Source organism: Planococcus halocryophilus, assembly GCF_001687585.2.
GTDB classification, from domain to species: Bacteria; Bacillota; Bacilli; order Bacillales_A; family Planococcaceae; genus Planococcus; species Planococcus halocryophilus.
The window spans coordinates 2,128,923-2,145,402 of the sequence record NZ_CP016537.2; the positions used below are offsets into that span (position 1 = coordinate 2,128,923).

Here is a 16,480-nt window from a genome sequence, read left to right on the forward strand (position 1 = left end):
AATTCTGCTACAATTCATAGAGTTGTATGTTGAGGAGGAAAAAGGCTATGGCTTGGGAAGTACTGAGCGCAATCGGCACGATTGCCTTTGCAGTATCCGGCGCAATTATCGCCATGGAAGAAGAATATGATATTTTTGGCGTATATCTTCTTGGTGTTGTCACAGCCTTTGGCGGTGGTGCTATACGGAATTTATTAATAGGAGTGCCTGTTTCGGCATTGTGGGAACAGGAATTTATGTTTCAATTGGCTTTTGTCTCGATAACGATTGTTTTCTTATTTCCACATAAATTACTCGGTCATTGGAACCGCTGGGGTTACTTTTTTGATGCCATCGGATTGTCAGCTTTCGCTGTTCAAGGAGCCATTTATGCAGTTGAATTAGAATTGCCGCTGTTTGCGGTTATCGTGGCCGCCGTTCTGACTGGGTCAGGCGGAGGGATCATACGGGATATGTTAGCTGGAAGAAAGCCACTCGTTTTAAAATCTGAAATCTACGCCGTTTGGGCGGCATTGGCAGGCTTGTTTATAAGCTTTGATTCAGCCAACACCGACTTGATGCTGTATTCATTGTTTGTCTTCATAACAATTTTGCGTGTTTTGTCGTATACGTTTAAATGGAGATTACCCGCTCGTAAAATTCATATAATTTAAGAAAACAGGCCCCTCGGCAGTAAACCCGAGTGGCCCGTTTAAATTTTCCTTATGCGATTGTTTCACCATTCCAAGCTAGCATGCCACCTTCGACGTTAGTTGCGTCGATATCACTGGTTTCTAAAATCCCGCCAGCCATTTCACTACGGCGACCTGAACGACAAATCATATAATACTCTTTTTGCGCATCTAATTCTCCGACACGTTCTTCCATTTCACCAAGAGGAATGTGCTTTGCTCCAGGAATCATTCCTGTTGCCACTTCATCATCTTCACGAACGTCAATGATATTCAACTCTTCGCCTGCTTCTACACGTTTTTGCAACTCATCTGTTGTAATGGTTTTCATCAATACCCCTCCTGAATTTAAATCTTACTCACACAAAAATCCTAAACCCCAAAAAGCAAGCTGTCAATCAGAAAAGCGCAGGCAGCCGTGTAGCTCTAACAAGGGAAATCTAAAAAAATACCGGACTGCATCGACAGTCCGGAACCTTTGTTATTCTTCGTGTTCAATTGCTACAGCTTTTGCTGGTGAGAATGTTGAGATTGCATGTTTGTAGATTAATTGCTGTTTGCCGTCTGTTTCGACCAACACCGTAAAATTATCATAAGATTTAATGATTCCTTTTAGTTGGAAGCCATTAAGTAAAAATACGGTAACATAAATATTATTTTTACGAAGCTGATTTAAATAGACATCCTGAATATTGATCGGTTTCATGTGAATCCCCCTATTTCTCTGTTGGCATTTGGTTTGCCGTAAGTTTATCAATTCGACAGTTTCTGTCATTTCCCTGCATAAAAGCAATTATTTCCTGGAGATTTTTTTCTGGCTTTTCCAATGCATCAATCCAGAAAATCGGTAACTTGTTTTTAAAATACGTAAATTGTCTTTTAGCATATTTACGTGAGTTTTGCTTGAGCTTTTCAACTGCTAACTCTAGACTCCATTGTCCATCTAAATAGCTATAGATTTCTTTATAACCAATTGCTTGGATGGATTGAACATCTCGAATACCTCTTTGCTTTAACGCTTCCACTTCTTCGACTAAGCCTCGGTCTAGCATTATGTCCACCCGTTGGTTGATACGCTCATATAGTATGCTTCTCGGCATATCTAGTCCAATAATGACTTCGTTATACATTGGGGACAAAGCTAAATTGCGGTCTTCTTTTTGCTGACCACTCATGAGTATTTCTATGGCTCGCAAAACACGGCGCGTGTTATTTGGATGAATATCACTTTGCGGATCCAATTTCAGCAATTTTTCATGCATCCATTCAATACCGAATTGCTCTAACTCCTTATTTAGGCGCTCGCGTAGCTCTTGATCAACAGCTTCTTTTGAAAAACGATAATCAAATAATACCGCTTGAACGTAAAGACCTGAACCCCCAACAATAATCGGCAACTTGCCACGCGATTGAATTTCAGCAATTTTTTCCCGCACCAATTGTTGATATTCAGCCACCGAAAAACTTTCATCGGGTTCTTTAATATCGATTAAATGATGAGTAATGCCCGCCATTTCTTCCGGCAAAATTTTTGCTGTGCCAATTGTCATATCACGGTAAATCTGCATAGAGTCTCCGTTAATGATTTCCCCGTTTAAGTGTTTTGCTAACTCTAGACTTAGTGCAGTCTTACCAGACGCTGTTGGTCCAACTACGGCCAATACATCAATCATTTCCGCACATCCAATCTCCAATTACACTAAAGTAATCGTGACGATCAAGCTCGTTTAGTAGTTCATGTCTCGCACCTTCAGCAAGATATACTTTAACTTTACTCACACCTGCATCACTGAATTGTTTGGCTGCATCGAAAACACCTTTGCCATTATCGCCTACAGGGTCTACCGCTCCGCTAATTAGTAAAATCGGCAAATCTTTGCGTACGTGAGCGATTGCTGACGGATTGTTCACAGTAGTTATTCCCGAGAACAGATCCCGATAAAATTGATTGGTCGATTCAAAACCACAGAGTGGATCCTCTTCGTATTTCGCAACCATTTCTTTATCTCGACTTAACCAAGCGTATGCGGAACCTTCATGTTCAAATGGTTTATTAAATCTACCAAACGTTAGTTTTCCGAGCGCTTCACTTTGTTCTTGCTTGCCATACATTTTTGCCAATGCAGCTGCTATAACTTTGCCAAGTTTTCCAGAAACACCTGGATCACCACCTGTAGCAGACAATACGACACGGTGAACCGACTCACTATATAATTGAATATAACGACGAGTCACAAATGAGCCCATGCTATGGCCAAACAATACAAGCGGCAGTCTTCCAGTTGCTTGTTGCACTTCTTGTATAACTGTATGCGCATCTTCCACAACGCGTTCAAAGCCATTATGATCTGCAAAATATCCTTGTATGCCATTACGTTCGACAGTTTTTCCGTGGCCCCGTTGGTCGTGTGCAGATACTATAAATCCGCGTGACACTAAATATTCCGCAAATTCTCGGTAACGTTCTATGTGCTCCGCCATGCCATGAATAATATGGACATGACCAATCGGGCTTATTGGTTCGTAACACTCATAATATAGTTCATGACCATCAGAAACGCGCATATAGTCTTTCGTTATTTGCATTTTCTACACCCTTTCTCATATCCTATACCCTAAAGTCTGTCCATAAAGACAGCAAATTTTAATTCATTACACGTTTGAACATTTTTTCAACATCATAGGTTTTAAAATGAATAATAACCGGTCGTCCATGCGGACATGTAAAAGGCTGTTCAGCTTTTTTCAAATCCACTAACAAACGTTCCATTTCGTGTTTTTGCAGAAAATGATTTGCTTTAATCGACCGTTTACAACTCATCATGATTGCGGCATCTTCACGCAGTTTTTTCACGTCAACTTTGCGTTCCGTCAAAATTTGTTCGATTAAATCTTCGATGACTTCTTGTTCAAAGCCTTTTGGAAACCACGTTGGGTATTCCCGGACAATAAACGATGTATCTCCAAACTCTTCTAGAAAAACACCACTGTCTGAAAGAATAGGTAAATGATCTTTTAACCTTAAAGCTTCATCTCGACTATAGTGGAATGTTAACGGCAACAACAAAGCTTGTCGTTCGTTACTATCAATATCTCCGACTTTTTCACGGAAGTATTCGTATTTAATACGTTCTTGTGCTGCATGTTGATCGATCAAATAAAAGCCATCGTTACTTTGCGCTACGATATATGTTCCATGAATTTGACCAACGACTTCAAGTTCTGGAAATTGAGGACCTTCTTCTCTTTCTTCCTCGTACTCTTGAACAGGTGGTATTTCCTCAACTGATGGGTAATGCTGTTGAACAGGCTCTTTTTCTTGTTGCACAAATACTTTTTCTTTTCCTACCGAAAGTTTTGACCATTCCTGAACAGGCTCTTCTTTTGCTTCTTGAACTGTAAACGAGCTTTTCCACAAATCTAATTGTCTTGTTGGCGCTTGTTTAACCGGTTTTGGTTTATCTATTACGGGTGCTCGTACTACCGTACTAATTGTTCGACGAAGCGTTTCATGGATCAATTCCATTAGTTCTTTTTCTTTACTTAAACGAATTTGTTGTTTCGCTGGATGTACATTGACATCTGTTAAATAAGGATCTCCTTCAATGTTCATAACAACTATTGGTTGTCTCTCAAGTGGCAAAAACGTGTGATATGCTTTATGAACTGTATTGGCAATCGCGTAATGCTTAACCCAACGCCCATTTACAAATAAAGAAATGTAATTTTTATTGGCCCGCGTAATTTCAGGAAGCGATGCATAACCCGATATTTTGTAATCATGAGATTGACCTTCAAATGGAATCATTTTCTTAGCAATCGCTACGCCGTATATATCCGCCAACACACGTTTGATTTCTCCACTGCCTGAGGTTTGAAGAATAATTCTGCTATCATGCACCAGCTTAAAAGCAATTCCCGGGTAACTCAGTGCAAAGCGGTTTAACAAATCAATTGAATGACCCAATTCTGTCTGCAAGGTTTTCATATATTTTAAACGAGCAGGTGTATTGAAAAACAATTGATCAATTTTTATGTCCGTTCCTTTTCTAAGAGATCCCGCGCGATGTTCTGTCAAACGGCCGCCTTCCATATGAACAAAAGTACCACTTTCCCCGTTTGATGTATGCAATGTTACTTTGGATACCGATGCAATACTAGCCAATGCTTCACCACGGAATCCCAGTGTCCGAATTCTGAACAAATCATGTTCGTTCGCTATTTTACTAGTTGCGTGGCGAGAAAATGACAATAACGCATCTTCCGAATCCATACCAGCCCCGTTATCGATTATTTGAATAGAAGTCAGTCCTGCTTCAACAAGCAATACTTCAATGGCCGTACTCCCCGCATCTATAGCATTTTCCACTAGCTCTTTAACGACAGAAGTCGGCCGCTCTACTACTTCACCAGCAGCTATTTTATTGGATAGAGGTTCGTCCATCAATCGAATGATGCCCATGCGCTCACTCCTTATTGGTTTAACTTCTCTTGTAGGTCATTAATCATTTGCAATGCTTGAAGCGGCGTCATCGCCGACACTTGTACATCTTTAATGGTTTGTAGAATTTCGTCCTTTTCTGTATCCGCTTCATCAAAAAAAGATAATTGTTCGATCGTTTTGGGCTGTTGTTTTTTATCTTGTTCAAAAGTTTTTAACAATTCTCGTGCACGCGCAAGAATGGCTTCAGGTAAATTCGCCAACTCTGCAACGTGAATTCCATAGCTTTTGTCAGCAGGTCCTTTTTTTACTTTATGAAGAAATACTACTTTGCCCGACTGCTCCATAGCTGCCACGTGAACATTGTGTAATTTCTCAAGTGAACTTTCCAACGCTGTCAACTCATGATAATGCGTCGAAAACAGTGTATTGGCACCGATTTCTCTATGAATATATTCAATCATTGATTGAGCTAGGGCCATTCCGTCATAAGTCGACGTACCACGCCCAATTTCATCAAACAGCAATAAGCTGTTTTTGGTTGCATGGGTAATGGCGTATTGCGATTCCAGCATTTCAACCATAAATGTACTTTGTCCAGAAACCAAGTCATCAGCTGCTCCAATACGGGTGAAAATTTGATCGACAATTGGTAAGTTAGCAGATTCAGCAGGTACGTAACTTCCGATTTGAGCTAAGACGATTGTTAACGCAACTTGTCGCATATACGTACTTTTACCTGACATGTTTGGTCCTGTAATAAGTAGCATGTTTTGATCTTCCGCAAGAACGCAGTCGTTTGGTACATAATGCTGTTTGTTGAGCATTTTTTCGACAACTGGGTGACGCCCTTCGATAATGGAGATTTCATTGGAATCATTAAAATCAGGTTTTACAAAACGGTATTTTTCTGCCACATTGGCAAAGCTTAAAAAGACATCTAATCCACTAAGTGAAGAAGCTAAGCGTTGAATGCGTGAAATATACTGTTTCACTTCGTCTCGAATCGCTACAAACAACTCATATTCAAGTGCTAAACTTTCTTCTTCAGCCGTTAGGATTAACGCTTCTTTTTCTTTTAGTTCAGGCGTGGTATACCGTTCAGCGTTTGCTAATGTTTGCTTTCGGTCATAGCGCTCTAAATCCGCTAAATGCATATTAGCTTTTGAGATTTCAATATAATAACCAAAAATACGGTTATAGCCAATTTTTAATGATTTGATGCCAGTTAATTTGCGTTCTTTTTGCTCAAGTTCAGCAATCCAGTCTTTACCATTACGTGAAGCATCTCGGAATTCATCCAGTCGCTCATGGAACCCATCGCGAATCACTCCACCTTCTTTTGATGACAGTGGGGGATTTTCACTAATGGCTTGCAGTAATTCACAAACTTCAATGCAGCGATCCAATTTCTCACCGAATTCCAGTAAAGCTGGATTACCAGACTTCGCCAATTCATCGATTAACATTGGAACTTTCTCCAGAGAGCTGCGAAGCTGCGCTAAATCTCTCCCACTAGCGCTACCAAAGGCGATTCGTCCAGATAGACGTTCTAGGTCATAAACTTCTTTTAACAAGCCTTGAAGCTCTACACGCACGAAATACTGCTCGATCAATGCCGCTACCATTTGTTGGCGTTCTTCGATCATTCGTTTATTTGCTAAGGGTTGATGCAACCATTGCTTTAATTTCCGGCTTCCCATCGCTGTCATTGTTTCATCTAACAGCCACAGTAAAGTGCCTTTTGTTTCATTGCCGCGAATAGACTGCAGTAATTCTAAATTTCGTTTGGAGTGAAAATCTATGCTTAGTAATTGGTTATTTTCTTTATAAGCAAACGCTTGGATATGGTCTAAAGATTGTTTTTGTGTACGCGCAATATACGTCATCAACCGGTGACAACTAGTTTGTAAATCTTCCGGACAATCTACTGTCAAAGATGTATTCATCTGATAAGCATCTTCCATCGTCTCAATCGACAAGACTAAATCTTGTTCTTCTTCAGTCAACAAGACAAACAATTGCTCTGAGACGACTAATTCACGAATGCTTAAAGAGCGCAGTTCCTGTAATAACGCTTTTTCAGTTCCCATTATGTACGTCGCTGTCGCTTCACCCGTACTAATATCCACATATGACAAAGCGAAACCATCTGTTAGTTCATCAGCAGCAGCTAAAAAAACATTAGATTTAGAATCAACACTTTTTCCTTCAGTGTGTGTTCCGGGTGTTATTAAACGGACGACCTCGCGCTTCACAACGCCTTTTGTTGTTTTCGGGTCTTCTACTTGTTCACAAATGGCCACTTTATGGCCTTTTAAGATTAGCTGATCAATATAGTTTTTGGCCGCATGGTGAGGCACGCCACACATCGGAATCCGGTCATCGCCATTTCCTCCACGTGCGGTTAATGTGATTTCTAGTAGTTGTGATGCTTTAATTGCATCATCATAAAACAATTCGTAAAAATCGCCTAAACGGAAAAACAAAAAAGCATCCAAGTATTCGGATTTCACTTGAAAATATTGTTGCATCATTGGTGTCGGTGCCATTTTAAAACCTCTTTCAAATCGATTCGTCGTTTCTCCATTATACCAAAAATAAAGGCGGAAAAGAAAAAACTGAAAGAGCTTTGGCTCTTTCAGTTTAATTCTGTTTAAATGCGTTTCAATTCTCGCTTGTATTCGGTTATAAAGACCAGATCGTCTTATGCCGTCGAGGCTAAACGGTCGTTTACGCTTTTCTTTGGCTAGCTCTAGTGCACAGTCCCTCGGGGTCTTAAGTTAGCCCGGTCAAGTGGCATAAACACGCCACATGCCCTGTCTGCCTTAAGCCTGTCGGGACTAGACGGGCTACTTACGCTTTTCTTAATTTGGCTAGCTCCAACGACCAGCCCCTCGGGTCATAAGCCACTCTGGCTGTGCGGCTAGGGTAACGCCGCTTCGCCAGATCGTCTTATGCCGTCGGAGCTAAACGGTCGTTTACGCTTTTCTTGTTACCCGCAGCTTCCTGGTTTGTCGTTTTGGACTTTTGATCCTGTTTCGCCACGTAACAAGTCGCCACCTGTTTCAGTAATGATGTTGTTCGTTACTTGGTTAGCAATGGCTGTTGATACCATTTGCAATAACGAGTTGACATCGCTTTGCGATTGCTTGAATTCTTGAACGATTGGCACTGCGTCAATTTCTTCTTCGATCTTCGAAATTTTACCTTCGATTAAATTCAATGCACGTTCTTTGCCGTATGCTTGGAAGTTTACTGCTTGTTTTTGTAAACTTTTCAGGCTAGCAATTTTTTCACGAATTTGTTGGTTTTCGTTAATTTGTGCTTCTGCACGTTTAAAGAAATCCACTTCTTCTGTTGCTGCGATCATATCTGCGACTTCGCGTGCTTTGTCTACGATTTCTTGTTTTGTGTATGTCATTTTTAAACACCCATTTCTTGGCCAGCGACAGCTTCTAGTTGTTCACTGCATTGCGACCATGTTTTAGTTTCGGTAAATCGGACTTTGACATCTTTATTTTAAGCACAAAACCTAACTGTACGTTTTTACAACCAGCAGGGTCTATACCTTTTGATAGCACTTTAATCTTTTTTGAAATTTCACGACCTGTTCGAAGTTTGTAAAGAAATAGATCTTTCCACCTTCTAAAAAGCTTGTCTTCTCACTCCCTCATTATACTGAAAATGAGGCTTGCACTTCAAGGTCTCTGCTCTAATTGTCGAAGTTTCGTCACGAAGCGGTAGATTTATCCTTGGAACGGATAATCTTCATTGATATAGACGCGTTCAAAGCTTGTCGCTTTACCCGTTTGATCATCCACTTCTGTGAAAAATCCACTCACCACTGAACGACCACGTTTTGGCACTTCAAATCGAGTTGGCATATTCGTTTTGAAACGATACAACACAGCTTCTTTGTTCATCCCTAATATTTCATCATATGGTCCCGTCATTCCCACATCAGAAATGTACGCAGTGCCATTTGGTAAAATACGTGCATCGGCAGTTTGTACGTGTGTATGCGTTCCAACAACCACTGAAGCACGGCCATCTAAATGCCAACCCATCGCAATTTTTTCGCTTGTTGCTTCTGCGTGGAAATCCACAAACACTAATGGCGAAATGGCTTTAGCTTCGGCTACAAGCTCATCCGCTTTTTGGAATGGATCTTCATGAGGCGGTAAGAACACACGGCCATGCAAATTAATAACAGACAAAGTTTGGCCATTTTTTGTGACAGTAGCCATTCCGCGACCTGGTGCTTCATCTGAAAAGTTTGCTGGGCGAATCAAATAATCAACTTCATCAATAAAATCAAAAATTTCTTTCTGGTCCCATGTATGGTTACCCATTGTTACCATATCCACGCCCATGAATAAAAGGTCTTGATAAATAGCTTTAGTAATACCGCGACCTGCTGCTGCGTTTTCACCATTGGCAATAATTACGTCTGGTGCATATTTTCTTTTTAACCTCGGTAAATACGATTCTAGTGCATCTCTTCCGATTGATCCGACAATATCTCCAATAAATAAAATTTTCACAAACTCACCTTTTTCCCATAAGAAAAAGGCTTCTTTGAATAGACATTCATCGAAGCCTTACTCTTATTATTTTGCGTATTCAACTGCTCTAGTTTCTCTAATAACCGTCACTTTGATATGACCTGGATAATCTAACTCTTCTTCTATCCGCTTCCGGATGTCTCGAGCTAAACGATGTGCTGTCATATCATCAATTTGTTCAGGTCGCACCATGATGCGAATTTCACGTCCCGCTTGAATAGCGAATGATTTCTCTACGCCTTCATACGACTCGGAAATTTCTTCGAGTTTTTCTAGGCGACGAATGTAGTTTTCCAATGTTTCACTTCTTGCACCTGGACGAGCGGCAGACAATGCATCTGCTGCTGCGACAATGACAGAAATGATTGACGTTGCTTCTGTGTCACCGTGGTGGGAAGCAATACTGTTAATCACTACAGGATGCTCTTTGTATTTAGTTCCAAGTTCTACACCGATTTCAACGTGGCTACCTTCTACTTCGTGATCGATTGCTTTACCAATGTCATGTAGTAGTCCGGCACGACGAGCTAGTGTAACGTCTTCTCCAAGTTCAGCTGCCATTAAGCCTGACAAGAATGCTACTTCTACAGAGTGCTTCAGCACATTTTGTCCGTAACTTGTACGGTAGCGAAGGCGTCCAAGAATTTTGATCAAGTCTGGATGCAAATTATGAACTCCTACGTCAAATGTGGTTTGTTCACCAATTTCACGAATTTGTTCATCCACTTCACGTCTAGACTTCTCAACCATTTCTTCAATGCGCGCTGGATGGATACGACCATCAGATACCAGTTTTTCTAGAGCCAATCGAGCCGTTTCACGACGGATTGGATCAAATCCTGATAGAATAACCGCTTCCGGTGTATCATCGATGATTAAATCGATTCCTGTTAAGGTTTCAAGCGTACGAATGTTACGTCCTTCACGCCCGATGATACGACCTTTCATTTCATCGTTTGGCAGATTTACTACTGATACAGTAGTTTCTGCTACATGGTCTGCCGCAAATCGTTGCATCGCCAATGATAAAATATTTTTCGCTTTTTTGTCCGATTCTTCTTTTGCACGAGCTTCAGATTCTTTCATCATTACCGCAATATCAGTTGAAAGTTCTTTTTCAACATCTTGCAAGATAATAGATTTGGCTTCTTCTCGTGTCAAAGATGAGATTCGTTCCATTTCAGATTGTTGCTGTCGAACTAAATCTTCGGCTTTGCTCTCCATCTGTTCAATATGCTGTTGTTTTTCTGTGAGTGCTTCGTCTTTACGTTCTAGACCCGCTTCTCTTTTGTTTAATGCATCATCCTTGCGATCCAAATTTTCTTCTCTCTGCAACAACCGATTCTCTTGTCTTTGTAGTTCAGAACGGCGTTCCCGAATATCAGATTCTGTTTCAGTACGCAATTTATGATTTTCGTCTTTCGCTTCCAATAATGCTTCTTTTTTCAGCGCTTCAGCTTCTCGTTTTGCATCTTCGACAATTTGCTCCGCAGAGTTTTTAGCGCCTGCAATATTGGAATCGTTTGCTTTTTTTAATGCAAAATAACCAACAACTACACCGACGATGATACCAAGCAAAGCGAAGATGAACTCATTAATACCCATTCGGACACCTCCTCTTGCTATTGAATTTTTTTCATTTTAAAAGATGAATGATCAAACTTGTTTCACTACAACTATTTTAAAATTAGTAAATTATACAATTTTAATTGTATAGATGGACTTATGTCGTGTCAACCCAGGAAAGCGTATGTAGAAGTACAACGCTAGAGAGAACTTAGCAACTAGTTCCAGTAAACGGACACACTAGTTTCCAATGAGGACAGACGTCCCTTCATTTGTTATAACAAAAAGCCGCAAAGCTTCTGCTTAGCGGCTTTTTCTGACTTATAAAGCGAGTCTTATTTATCGTCTTCATCAATTAGAAGATTAAAGTCTTCTGGTTCATCTTTAGTTGCAGCAATTGTATACGTAGCTGCTGCCATCCCGTAAGATTCACGGATTTTATTAGAAATCTCGTTACGGATTTCCGGGTTTTTAAGCAAGAATTGCTTAACATTTTCACGGCCTTGACCAATTCGTTCTTCGTTATATGAGTACCATGAACCACTTTTTTGGATAATTTCCAAATCAGAACCGATATCCACGATTTCACCTTCACGAGAAATCCCTTTTCCGTACATAATATCCACTTCAGCAGTACGGAATGGTGGAGCTACTTTATTTTTCACAACTTTTATCTTCGTTCTGTTACCAATAATTTCTGTACCTGATTTTAATGCTTCTGCACGACGTACTTCTAAACGAACAGACGAATAGAATTTCAATGCGCGACCACCAGGTGTTGTTTCTGGGTTACCAAACATTACCCCAATTTTCTCACGAATTTGGTTAATAAAAATAACAATGGTATTAGATTTGTTAATAACACCAGATAATTTACGAAGGGCTTGTGACATTAAACGTGCTTGCAATCCCATATGCGAATCGCCCATCTCGCCTTCAATTTCAGCTTTTGGTACTAATGCTGCTACTGAATCGACAACGACAATATCAACTGCTCCACTGCGAACAAGTGCTTCAGCGATTTCCAATGCTTGCTCACCTGTGTCCGGTTGCGACAATAATAATTCATCAATATTAACACCCAAATTTTTTGCGTAAACTGGATCTAAAGCGTGCTCTGCATCGATAAACGCCGCAGTTCCACCAATTGCTTGAACTTCTGCAATCGCGTGAAGAGAAACCGTCGTTTTACCTGAACTTTCAGGTCCGTAAACTTCTATTACCCGTCCACGTGGATAACCGCCTATTCCTAATGCTGTATCCAATGCCAATGAACCACTTGATACGGATGATATATTACGGTCGGTTTTTTCCCCCAATTTCATGACAGAACCTTTACCGAATTGCTTTTCTATTTGTTTTAATGCCATATCTAATGCTGCTTTACGATCGCTCAAAAGAAATCCTCCTCTAAATTAAAACCTATTTTCTATCTGCTTCTAGTATACTAGCTTATTGAGAAATACACAAGAAAAAAGCGAACGTTTATTCGGTTATTTATTTTTAAAAATTATTTTTAAACGTCCTATTTCACGCGTTTCCCAATTTTGGCGATAAAAAAACACGCAAAATTAAATTTTGCGTGCATTTTCTTCTGTTAAGGTGCGGATAACATAATACAAGGCGAGTTTAACCGCTCGTAAACGATTGGTATTGCGCATTCCTGACAATTGAAGGCGATAAGATTTAGAAGTTTCCTCTGTTGCTATTCCAATCCAAACAGTTCCTGCTGGCTGATCACCATGCGCGTCCGGTCCTGCTGCACCTGTTAATGAAACGCTAATATCGGTTTTAAATTTAGCTCGTACAGCTTCTGCCATAGCTAATGCTGTTTGCTCACTAACAACGCCGTATTCAGCAAGTAACTCAGCTGATAAGCCAAGCTGATGAACTTTCATTTCTTCATTATACGTAATGACTCCACCAGACAAAACAGCACTTGCTCCTGGAACCGAAGCCAATTCAGACTGAAAAAGTCCTGCAGTTAAACTTTCGGCTGCAGATATTGTTTTACCTTGATGTTTCAAGAGCTCAACTACTTTAGAGGCGAGTGAATCATTATCATAACCATACAGATAATTACCTACGACATCTAAAATTTCCTCTTTAGTTCCCTCAATCAACTTCCACGCTTCTTCTGTTGTATTGGTTTTAGCTGTAATGCGTATAGTTACTTCCCCATCCGCAGCGAGTGGTGCAATTGTCGGGTTTGTTTGTTTTTCGAGAATATGGTGTAAACGGTCTTCGAGTTCTGCTTCACCGATACCATAAAAGCGCAAGACGTGTGACAAAATAATATCCGCTTTGTTTAATAAGCTTGCAAGTTTAGGTTTTGCCTCGAATTGGAACATTGGCTCCATTTCTTTCGGCGGTCCTGGTAGCAAAATATAAACACGTTCATCTTTTTTGTACATCATGCCTGGAGCCATGCCGTTATAGTTAACAAGAACGTCACTGTCTTTTAAGACCAATGCTTGCTTTTTATTATTCTCCGTCATTGGAAGTCCTGCACGTTCAAAATATGCGACGATTGAATCTAACGCTTCCACATTCATTTCAAGTGTCGTATCTAAATGACGAGCAATTGCTTCTTTCGTCAAATCATCTTTTGTGGGACCTAGTCCACCAGTAAACAAAATAAGATCTGCTCGATTTTCCGCAATCTTGATAGCATCTTCTAACCGAGTCGGATTGTCACCGACTACGGTATGGTAATACACATTAATGCCAAGTTCCGCCAAATGATTAGACAAAAAACGAGCATTGGTATTGGTGATTTGTCCTAATAATAATTCTGAACCTACCGCAATAATTTCTGCGTTCATTTATTCGAACCCCTTTTTGCGCTTATTTTGAAGTCATTAATGCGCGACGATTGGCATAGAAATAATCCCAGCCAGACCATACTGTGAAGATCAATGCGATATAAAGCATAATTTGACCAAATGGTAAACCAACTAATACAAAGATAGTATCATGTAGTAATAATGCAGATATCGCTAAAATTTGTGCTGTGGTTTTTATTTTCCCTAAACCGCCGGCTGCAACAACTTCGCCTTCACCTGCTAGAACTAAACGTAATCCGGTTACTGCAAACTCACGGCTAATGATGATAATCACAATCCACGAAGCTGCAAATTCTAGTTCTACTAAAATGATTAAAGCTGCTGAAACTAATAGCTTATCCGCTAAAGGATCCAAAAACTTCCCAAACGTCGTAACTAAATTGAATTTACGGGCATAGTAACCATCTATCCAATCTGTTAAGGATGCAAAGATAAAAATTAATCCCCCAACAAAGTGAGTGACGGGCATTTCAGCGCCAAAAAGCGTCATTGTTCCCCAGTCAAAGCCGGCTAACATAACTACCATAAATACAGGAATCAATAATATCCTTGAGATGGTAATCTGATTTGGTATGTTCATTGTTGTTTCCCCTTTCAAACTTTCAAGAAAAATAACCATCCCAAGATGGCTATTCGACGTTTGTCAATTGAATAACGATATTTTGGGTTTGGAGCGGTTGCGTATACTCGATGTTTTCACCATTCATAGTCAATGTAATATTAGCGTATTCACCAATGCGTACATTTACACGGTCCACTTCATCTAAATCGAGTGTTTCTTTTTCTCCAGCTTGCATAACACGCGCTTTCGAAGTTAACTCTTGTTGATTCTGATCAGTGGCGGCAACCCAGGATGGACCATCCGCAACTATTTCTAGCTGAGGATTTGCCGTTCCTTGCCACGTGTAAGTCGTTGTTTCGCCTTTTGTTTCCTTAAGAGAAAGGACAGACCTAGGTTCTGCAGGTTTGTCCACTGGTTCTTCAGCAACAGTTTCTTCTGTTTCTTTTGGCGTAGCAGGAACAGGCTCTTCGTATGGAACGCCTACTCCTTCATCTTCCACCGGTCTATTTGCTGTGTCTCTGTTTGTCGATGCACTATAAAAATACCAAGACACCGCCAGAATTAAAACAATAAAAAAGGCGACCAAAACTTTTGGGATGATTTCGGCATACGTATCATTCGAAGCTGTGCGTGTAACTGAACGGCTTCTTGAAGTGAACGTTTCCGGCATTTGTTTTTTTTCAACCGTGTCACTAGCCGGCATTTCTGTTTTAAATTGGTTAAGCAATTCTTCACCATTTAATCCTACCGCTGCAGCATACTGCTTAATAAAAGCACGTACATAAAACGCACCTGGCATCATACTGTGATTGCCATCTTCTATACCAGCCAAGTACCGCTTTTGTATCTTGGTCAAGTCCTGCAAATCTTCCAAACTAAGATCTTTGGCGATTCTGGCCTGTTTCAGCCTTGTACCCAACTCACTCAAACCAATCACCTGCCTACTTAAAAGTTGAAGCCGTCTCCAAACATATTTCCTTCTGATTCTTCATCCATGAATGTATTTTTCTCCAACACTTCATAAGTAATCTTTTCATCTGGGTGATGACGCAATTCAATAATGTAATCAAAATCATCAATGCTGTATTCGGATTGCTCTACAAACTTATCCGGATGCTCCACTACTTTAATCGTTGGCATGCGCATCATTTCACGGACTAATTGCATATGCCGTTCATCGGCCGAGCGGCGGGTAACAATGCCATCTAAAATAAAAATATTGTTATCATTGTGCTCATCACCCATTAACTGGTTGCGAACAGTTTGTTTAATCATTGTTGAAGATAGGAAAATCCACTTTTTGTTCGCACTTACACTTGCAGCAACAATGGACTCTGTTTTTCCTACGCGTGGCATTCCTCTTAACCCGACCAACTTATGACCTTCTTGTTTGAAAATTTCTGCCATGAAATCTACAAGCAAGCCTAGTTCGTCACGCACAAAGCGGAATGTTTTCCGATCATCAGCGTCTCGTTGGATATATCTGCCGTGTCGTACCGCTAAAATATCCCGCAGTTTTGGCTCACGGAACTTAGTGACAGCAATCGTTTCGATCGTTGATAGAATTTGTTCAAAGCGTTCTAGTTGGACATCATGTTCTGCACGCAATAGCATACCCCGACGCCCTTGATCTACACCATTAATAGTCACGATATTTACCCGTAACATTCCCAAAAGAGAAGCGATATCGCCAAGAAGACCAGGACGGTTTACTTGGATTTCGTATTCAAAATACCATTCTTTCATGCAATATCCGACCTTTCTCTATACAAGCTGTCTAAAAAGGTTTCTAGTTAATATGATAGCTGATTTGCCGCGCTCATGAA

At 40.4% G+C, this 16,480-nt stretch carries 15 protein-coding genes; 1 reads left to right on the plus strand and 14 read right to left on the minus strand.

Going from position 1 to position 16,480, the window contains the following annotated elements; all coding sequences use genetic code 11:
• The first annotated feature begins 47 nt into the window (after positions 1-47).
• Positions 48-653 carry a trimeric intracellular cation channel family protein gene (locus BBI08_RS10795; protein WP_065528081.1) on the plus strand — a complete coding sequence of 202 codons (606 nt, stop codon included), beginning with the start codon at positions 48-50 and terminating at the stop codon, positions 651-653.
• Positions 654-702: 49 nt separating this feature from the next.
• Here the strand turns inward: BBI08_RS10795 and BBI08_RS10800 are convergent, their stop codons facing one another.
• The 14 genes from BBI08_RS10800 to BBI08_RS10865 all read right to left on the minus strand — a co-directional run bounded on the left by BBI08_RS10800 (position 703) and on the right by BBI08_RS10865 (position 16,400).
• The gene (locus tag BBI08_RS10800) at positions 703-1,002 is read right to left on the minus strand and encodes a rhodanese-like domain-containing protein (protein WP_008497911.1); all 300 of its coding nucleotides are present in this window, start codon (positions 1,000-1,002) and stop codon (positions 703-705) included.
• Positions 1,003-1,152: 150 nt separating this feature from the next.
• The gene (gene hfq / locus BBI08_RS10805; protein ID WP_008430925.1) at positions 1,153-1,377 is read right to left on the minus strand and encodes an RNA chaperone Hfq; all 225 of its coding nucleotides are present in this window, start codon (positions 1,375-1,377) and stop codon (positions 1,153-1,155) included.
• Between the two features lie 10 nt (positions 1,378-1,387).
• Positions 1,388-2,344 carry a tRNA (adenosine(37)-N6)-dimethylallyltransferase MiaA gene (gene miaA / locus BBI08_RS10810; protein WP_008497912.1) on the minus strand — a complete coding sequence of 319 codons (957 nt, stop codon included), beginning with the start codon at positions 2,342-2,344 and terminating at the stop codon, positions 1,388-1,390.
• Entirely contained in the window at positions 2,337-3,257 is a 921-nt protein-coding gene (locus tag BBI08_RS10815) for an alpha/beta hydrolase (protein ID WP_008497913.1), read from the minus strand. Before BBI08_RS10815 ends, miaA begins: the two co-directional genes overlap by 8 nt.
• 58 nt (positions 3,258-3,315) lie before the next feature.
• Entirely contained in the window at positions 3,316-5,133 is a 1,818-nt protein-coding gene (gene mutL, locus BBI08_RS10820) for a DNA mismatch repair endonuclease MutL (RefSeq protein ID WP_008497914.1), read from the minus strand.
• A gap of 11 nt (positions 5,134-5,144) precedes the next feature.
• A complete protein-coding gene (mutS, locus tag BBI08_RS10825; protein ID WP_065528082.1) occupies positions 5,145-7,664 on the minus strand; it encodes a DNA mismatch repair protein MutS in 2,520 nt (839 codons plus the stop codon).
• 443 nt (positions 7,665-8,107) lie between these two features.
• A complete protein-coding gene (locus BBI08_RS10830; protein WP_008497917.1) occupies positions 8,108-8,536 on the minus strand; it encodes a YlbF/YmcA family competence regulator in 429 nt (142 codons plus the stop codon).
• A gap of 325 nt (positions 8,537-8,861) precedes the next feature.
• On the minus strand, positions 8,862-9,659 hold the full coding sequence (locus BBI08_RS10835; protein ID WP_065528083.1) for a TIGR00282 family metallophosphoesterase: 798 nt from the start codon (positions 9,657-9,659) through the stop codon (positions 8,862-8,864).
• Between the two features lie 66 nt (positions 9,660-9,725).
• Positions 9,726-11,285, minus strand: a complete 1,560-nt coding sequence (gene rny / locus BBI08_RS10840; RefSeq protein ID WP_065528084.1) for a ribonuclease Y — start codon at positions 11,283-11,285, stop codon at positions 9,726-9,728.
• Positions 11,286-11,581: 296 nt separating this feature from the next.
• Positions 11,582-12,643, minus strand: a complete 1,062-nt coding sequence (gene recA, locus BBI08_RS10845) for a recombinase RecA (protein ID WP_008497921.1) — start codon at positions 12,641-12,643, stop codon at positions 11,582-11,584.
• Between the two features lie 174 nt (positions 12,644-12,817).
• Positions 12,818-14,071 carry a competence/damage-inducible protein A gene (locus tag BBI08_RS10850; protein WP_008497922.1) on the minus strand — a complete coding sequence of 418 codons (1,254 nt, stop codon included), beginning with the start codon at positions 14,069-14,071 and terminating at the stop codon, positions 12,818-12,820.
• A gap of 22 nt (positions 14,072-14,093) precedes the next feature.
• Positions 14,094-14,672 carry a CDP-diacylglycerol--glycerol-3-phosphate 3-phosphatidyltransferase gene (gene pgsA / locus BBI08_RS10855; protein WP_040850891.1) on the minus strand — a complete coding sequence of 193 codons (579 nt, stop codon included), beginning with the start codon at positions 14,670-14,672 and terminating at the stop codon, positions 14,094-14,096.
• Between the two features lie 49 nt (positions 14,673-14,721).
• Entirely contained in the window at positions 14,722-15,591 is an 870-nt protein-coding gene (locus BBI08_RS10860; protein WP_257785797.1) for a helix-turn-helix domain-containing protein, read from the minus strand.
• Between the two features lie 8 nt (positions 15,592-15,599).
• Positions 15,600-16,400: a YmfK family protein gene (locus tag BBI08_RS10865; protein WP_065528085.1), complete on the minus strand. Its 801-nt coding sequence runs from the start codon at positions 16,398-16,400 to the stop codon at positions 15,600-15,602.
• Positions 16,401-16,480 lie beyond the last annotated feature (80 nt).

What these genes read in the sequence shown, in the direction of transcription:
- BBI08_RS10865 (WP_065528085.1), bottom strand. Translation starts at nt 16,400, where the DNA reads ATGAAAGAATGGTATTTTGAATACGAAATCCAAGTAAACCGTCCTGGT.
- pgsA (WP_040850891.1), bottom strand. Translation starts at nt 14,672, where the DNA reads ATGAACATACCAAATCAGATTACCATCTCAAGGATATTATTGATTCCT.
- rny (WP_065528084.1), bottom strand. Translation starts at nt 11,285, where the DNA reads ATGGGTATTAATGAGTTCATCTTCGCTTTGCTTGGTATCATCGTCGGT.
- mutS (WP_065528082.1), bottom strand. Translation starts at nt 7,664, where the DNA reads ATGGCACCGACACCAATGATGCAACAATATTTTCAAGTGAAATCCGAA.
- BBI08_RS10800 (WP_008497911.1), bottom strand. Translation starts at nt 1,002, where the DNA reads ATGAAAACCATTACAACAGATGAGTTGCAAAAACGTGTAGAAGCAGGC.
- mutL (WP_008497914.1), bottom strand. Translation starts at nt 5,133, where the DNA reads ATGGGCATCATTCGATTGATGGACGAACCTCTATCCAATAAAATAGCT.
- BBI08_RS10815 (WP_008497913.1), bottom strand. Translation starts at nt 3,257, where the DNA reads ATGCAAATAACGAAAGACTATATGCGCGTTTCTGATGGTCATGAACTA.
- BBI08_RS10795 (WP_065528081.1), top strand. Translation starts at nt 48, where the DNA reads ATGGCTTGGGAAGTACTGAGCGCAATCGGCACGATTGCCTTTGCAGTA.
- miaA (WP_008497912.1), bottom strand. Translation starts at nt 2,344, where the DNA reads ATGATTGATGTATTGGCCGTAGTTGGACCAACAGCGTCTGGTAAGACT.
- BBI08_RS10830 (WP_008497917.1), bottom strand. Translation starts at nt 8,536, where the DNA reads ATGACATACACAAAACAAGAAATCGTAGACAAAGCACGCGAAGTCGCA.
- hfq (WP_008430925.1), bottom strand. Translation starts at nt 1,377, where the DNA reads ATGAAACCGATCAATATTCAGGATGTCTATTTAAATCAGCTTCGTAAA.
- BBI08_RS10850 (WP_008497922.1), bottom strand. Translation starts at nt 14,071, where the DNA reads ATGAACGCAGAAATTATTGCGGTAGGTTCAGAATTATTATTAGGACAA.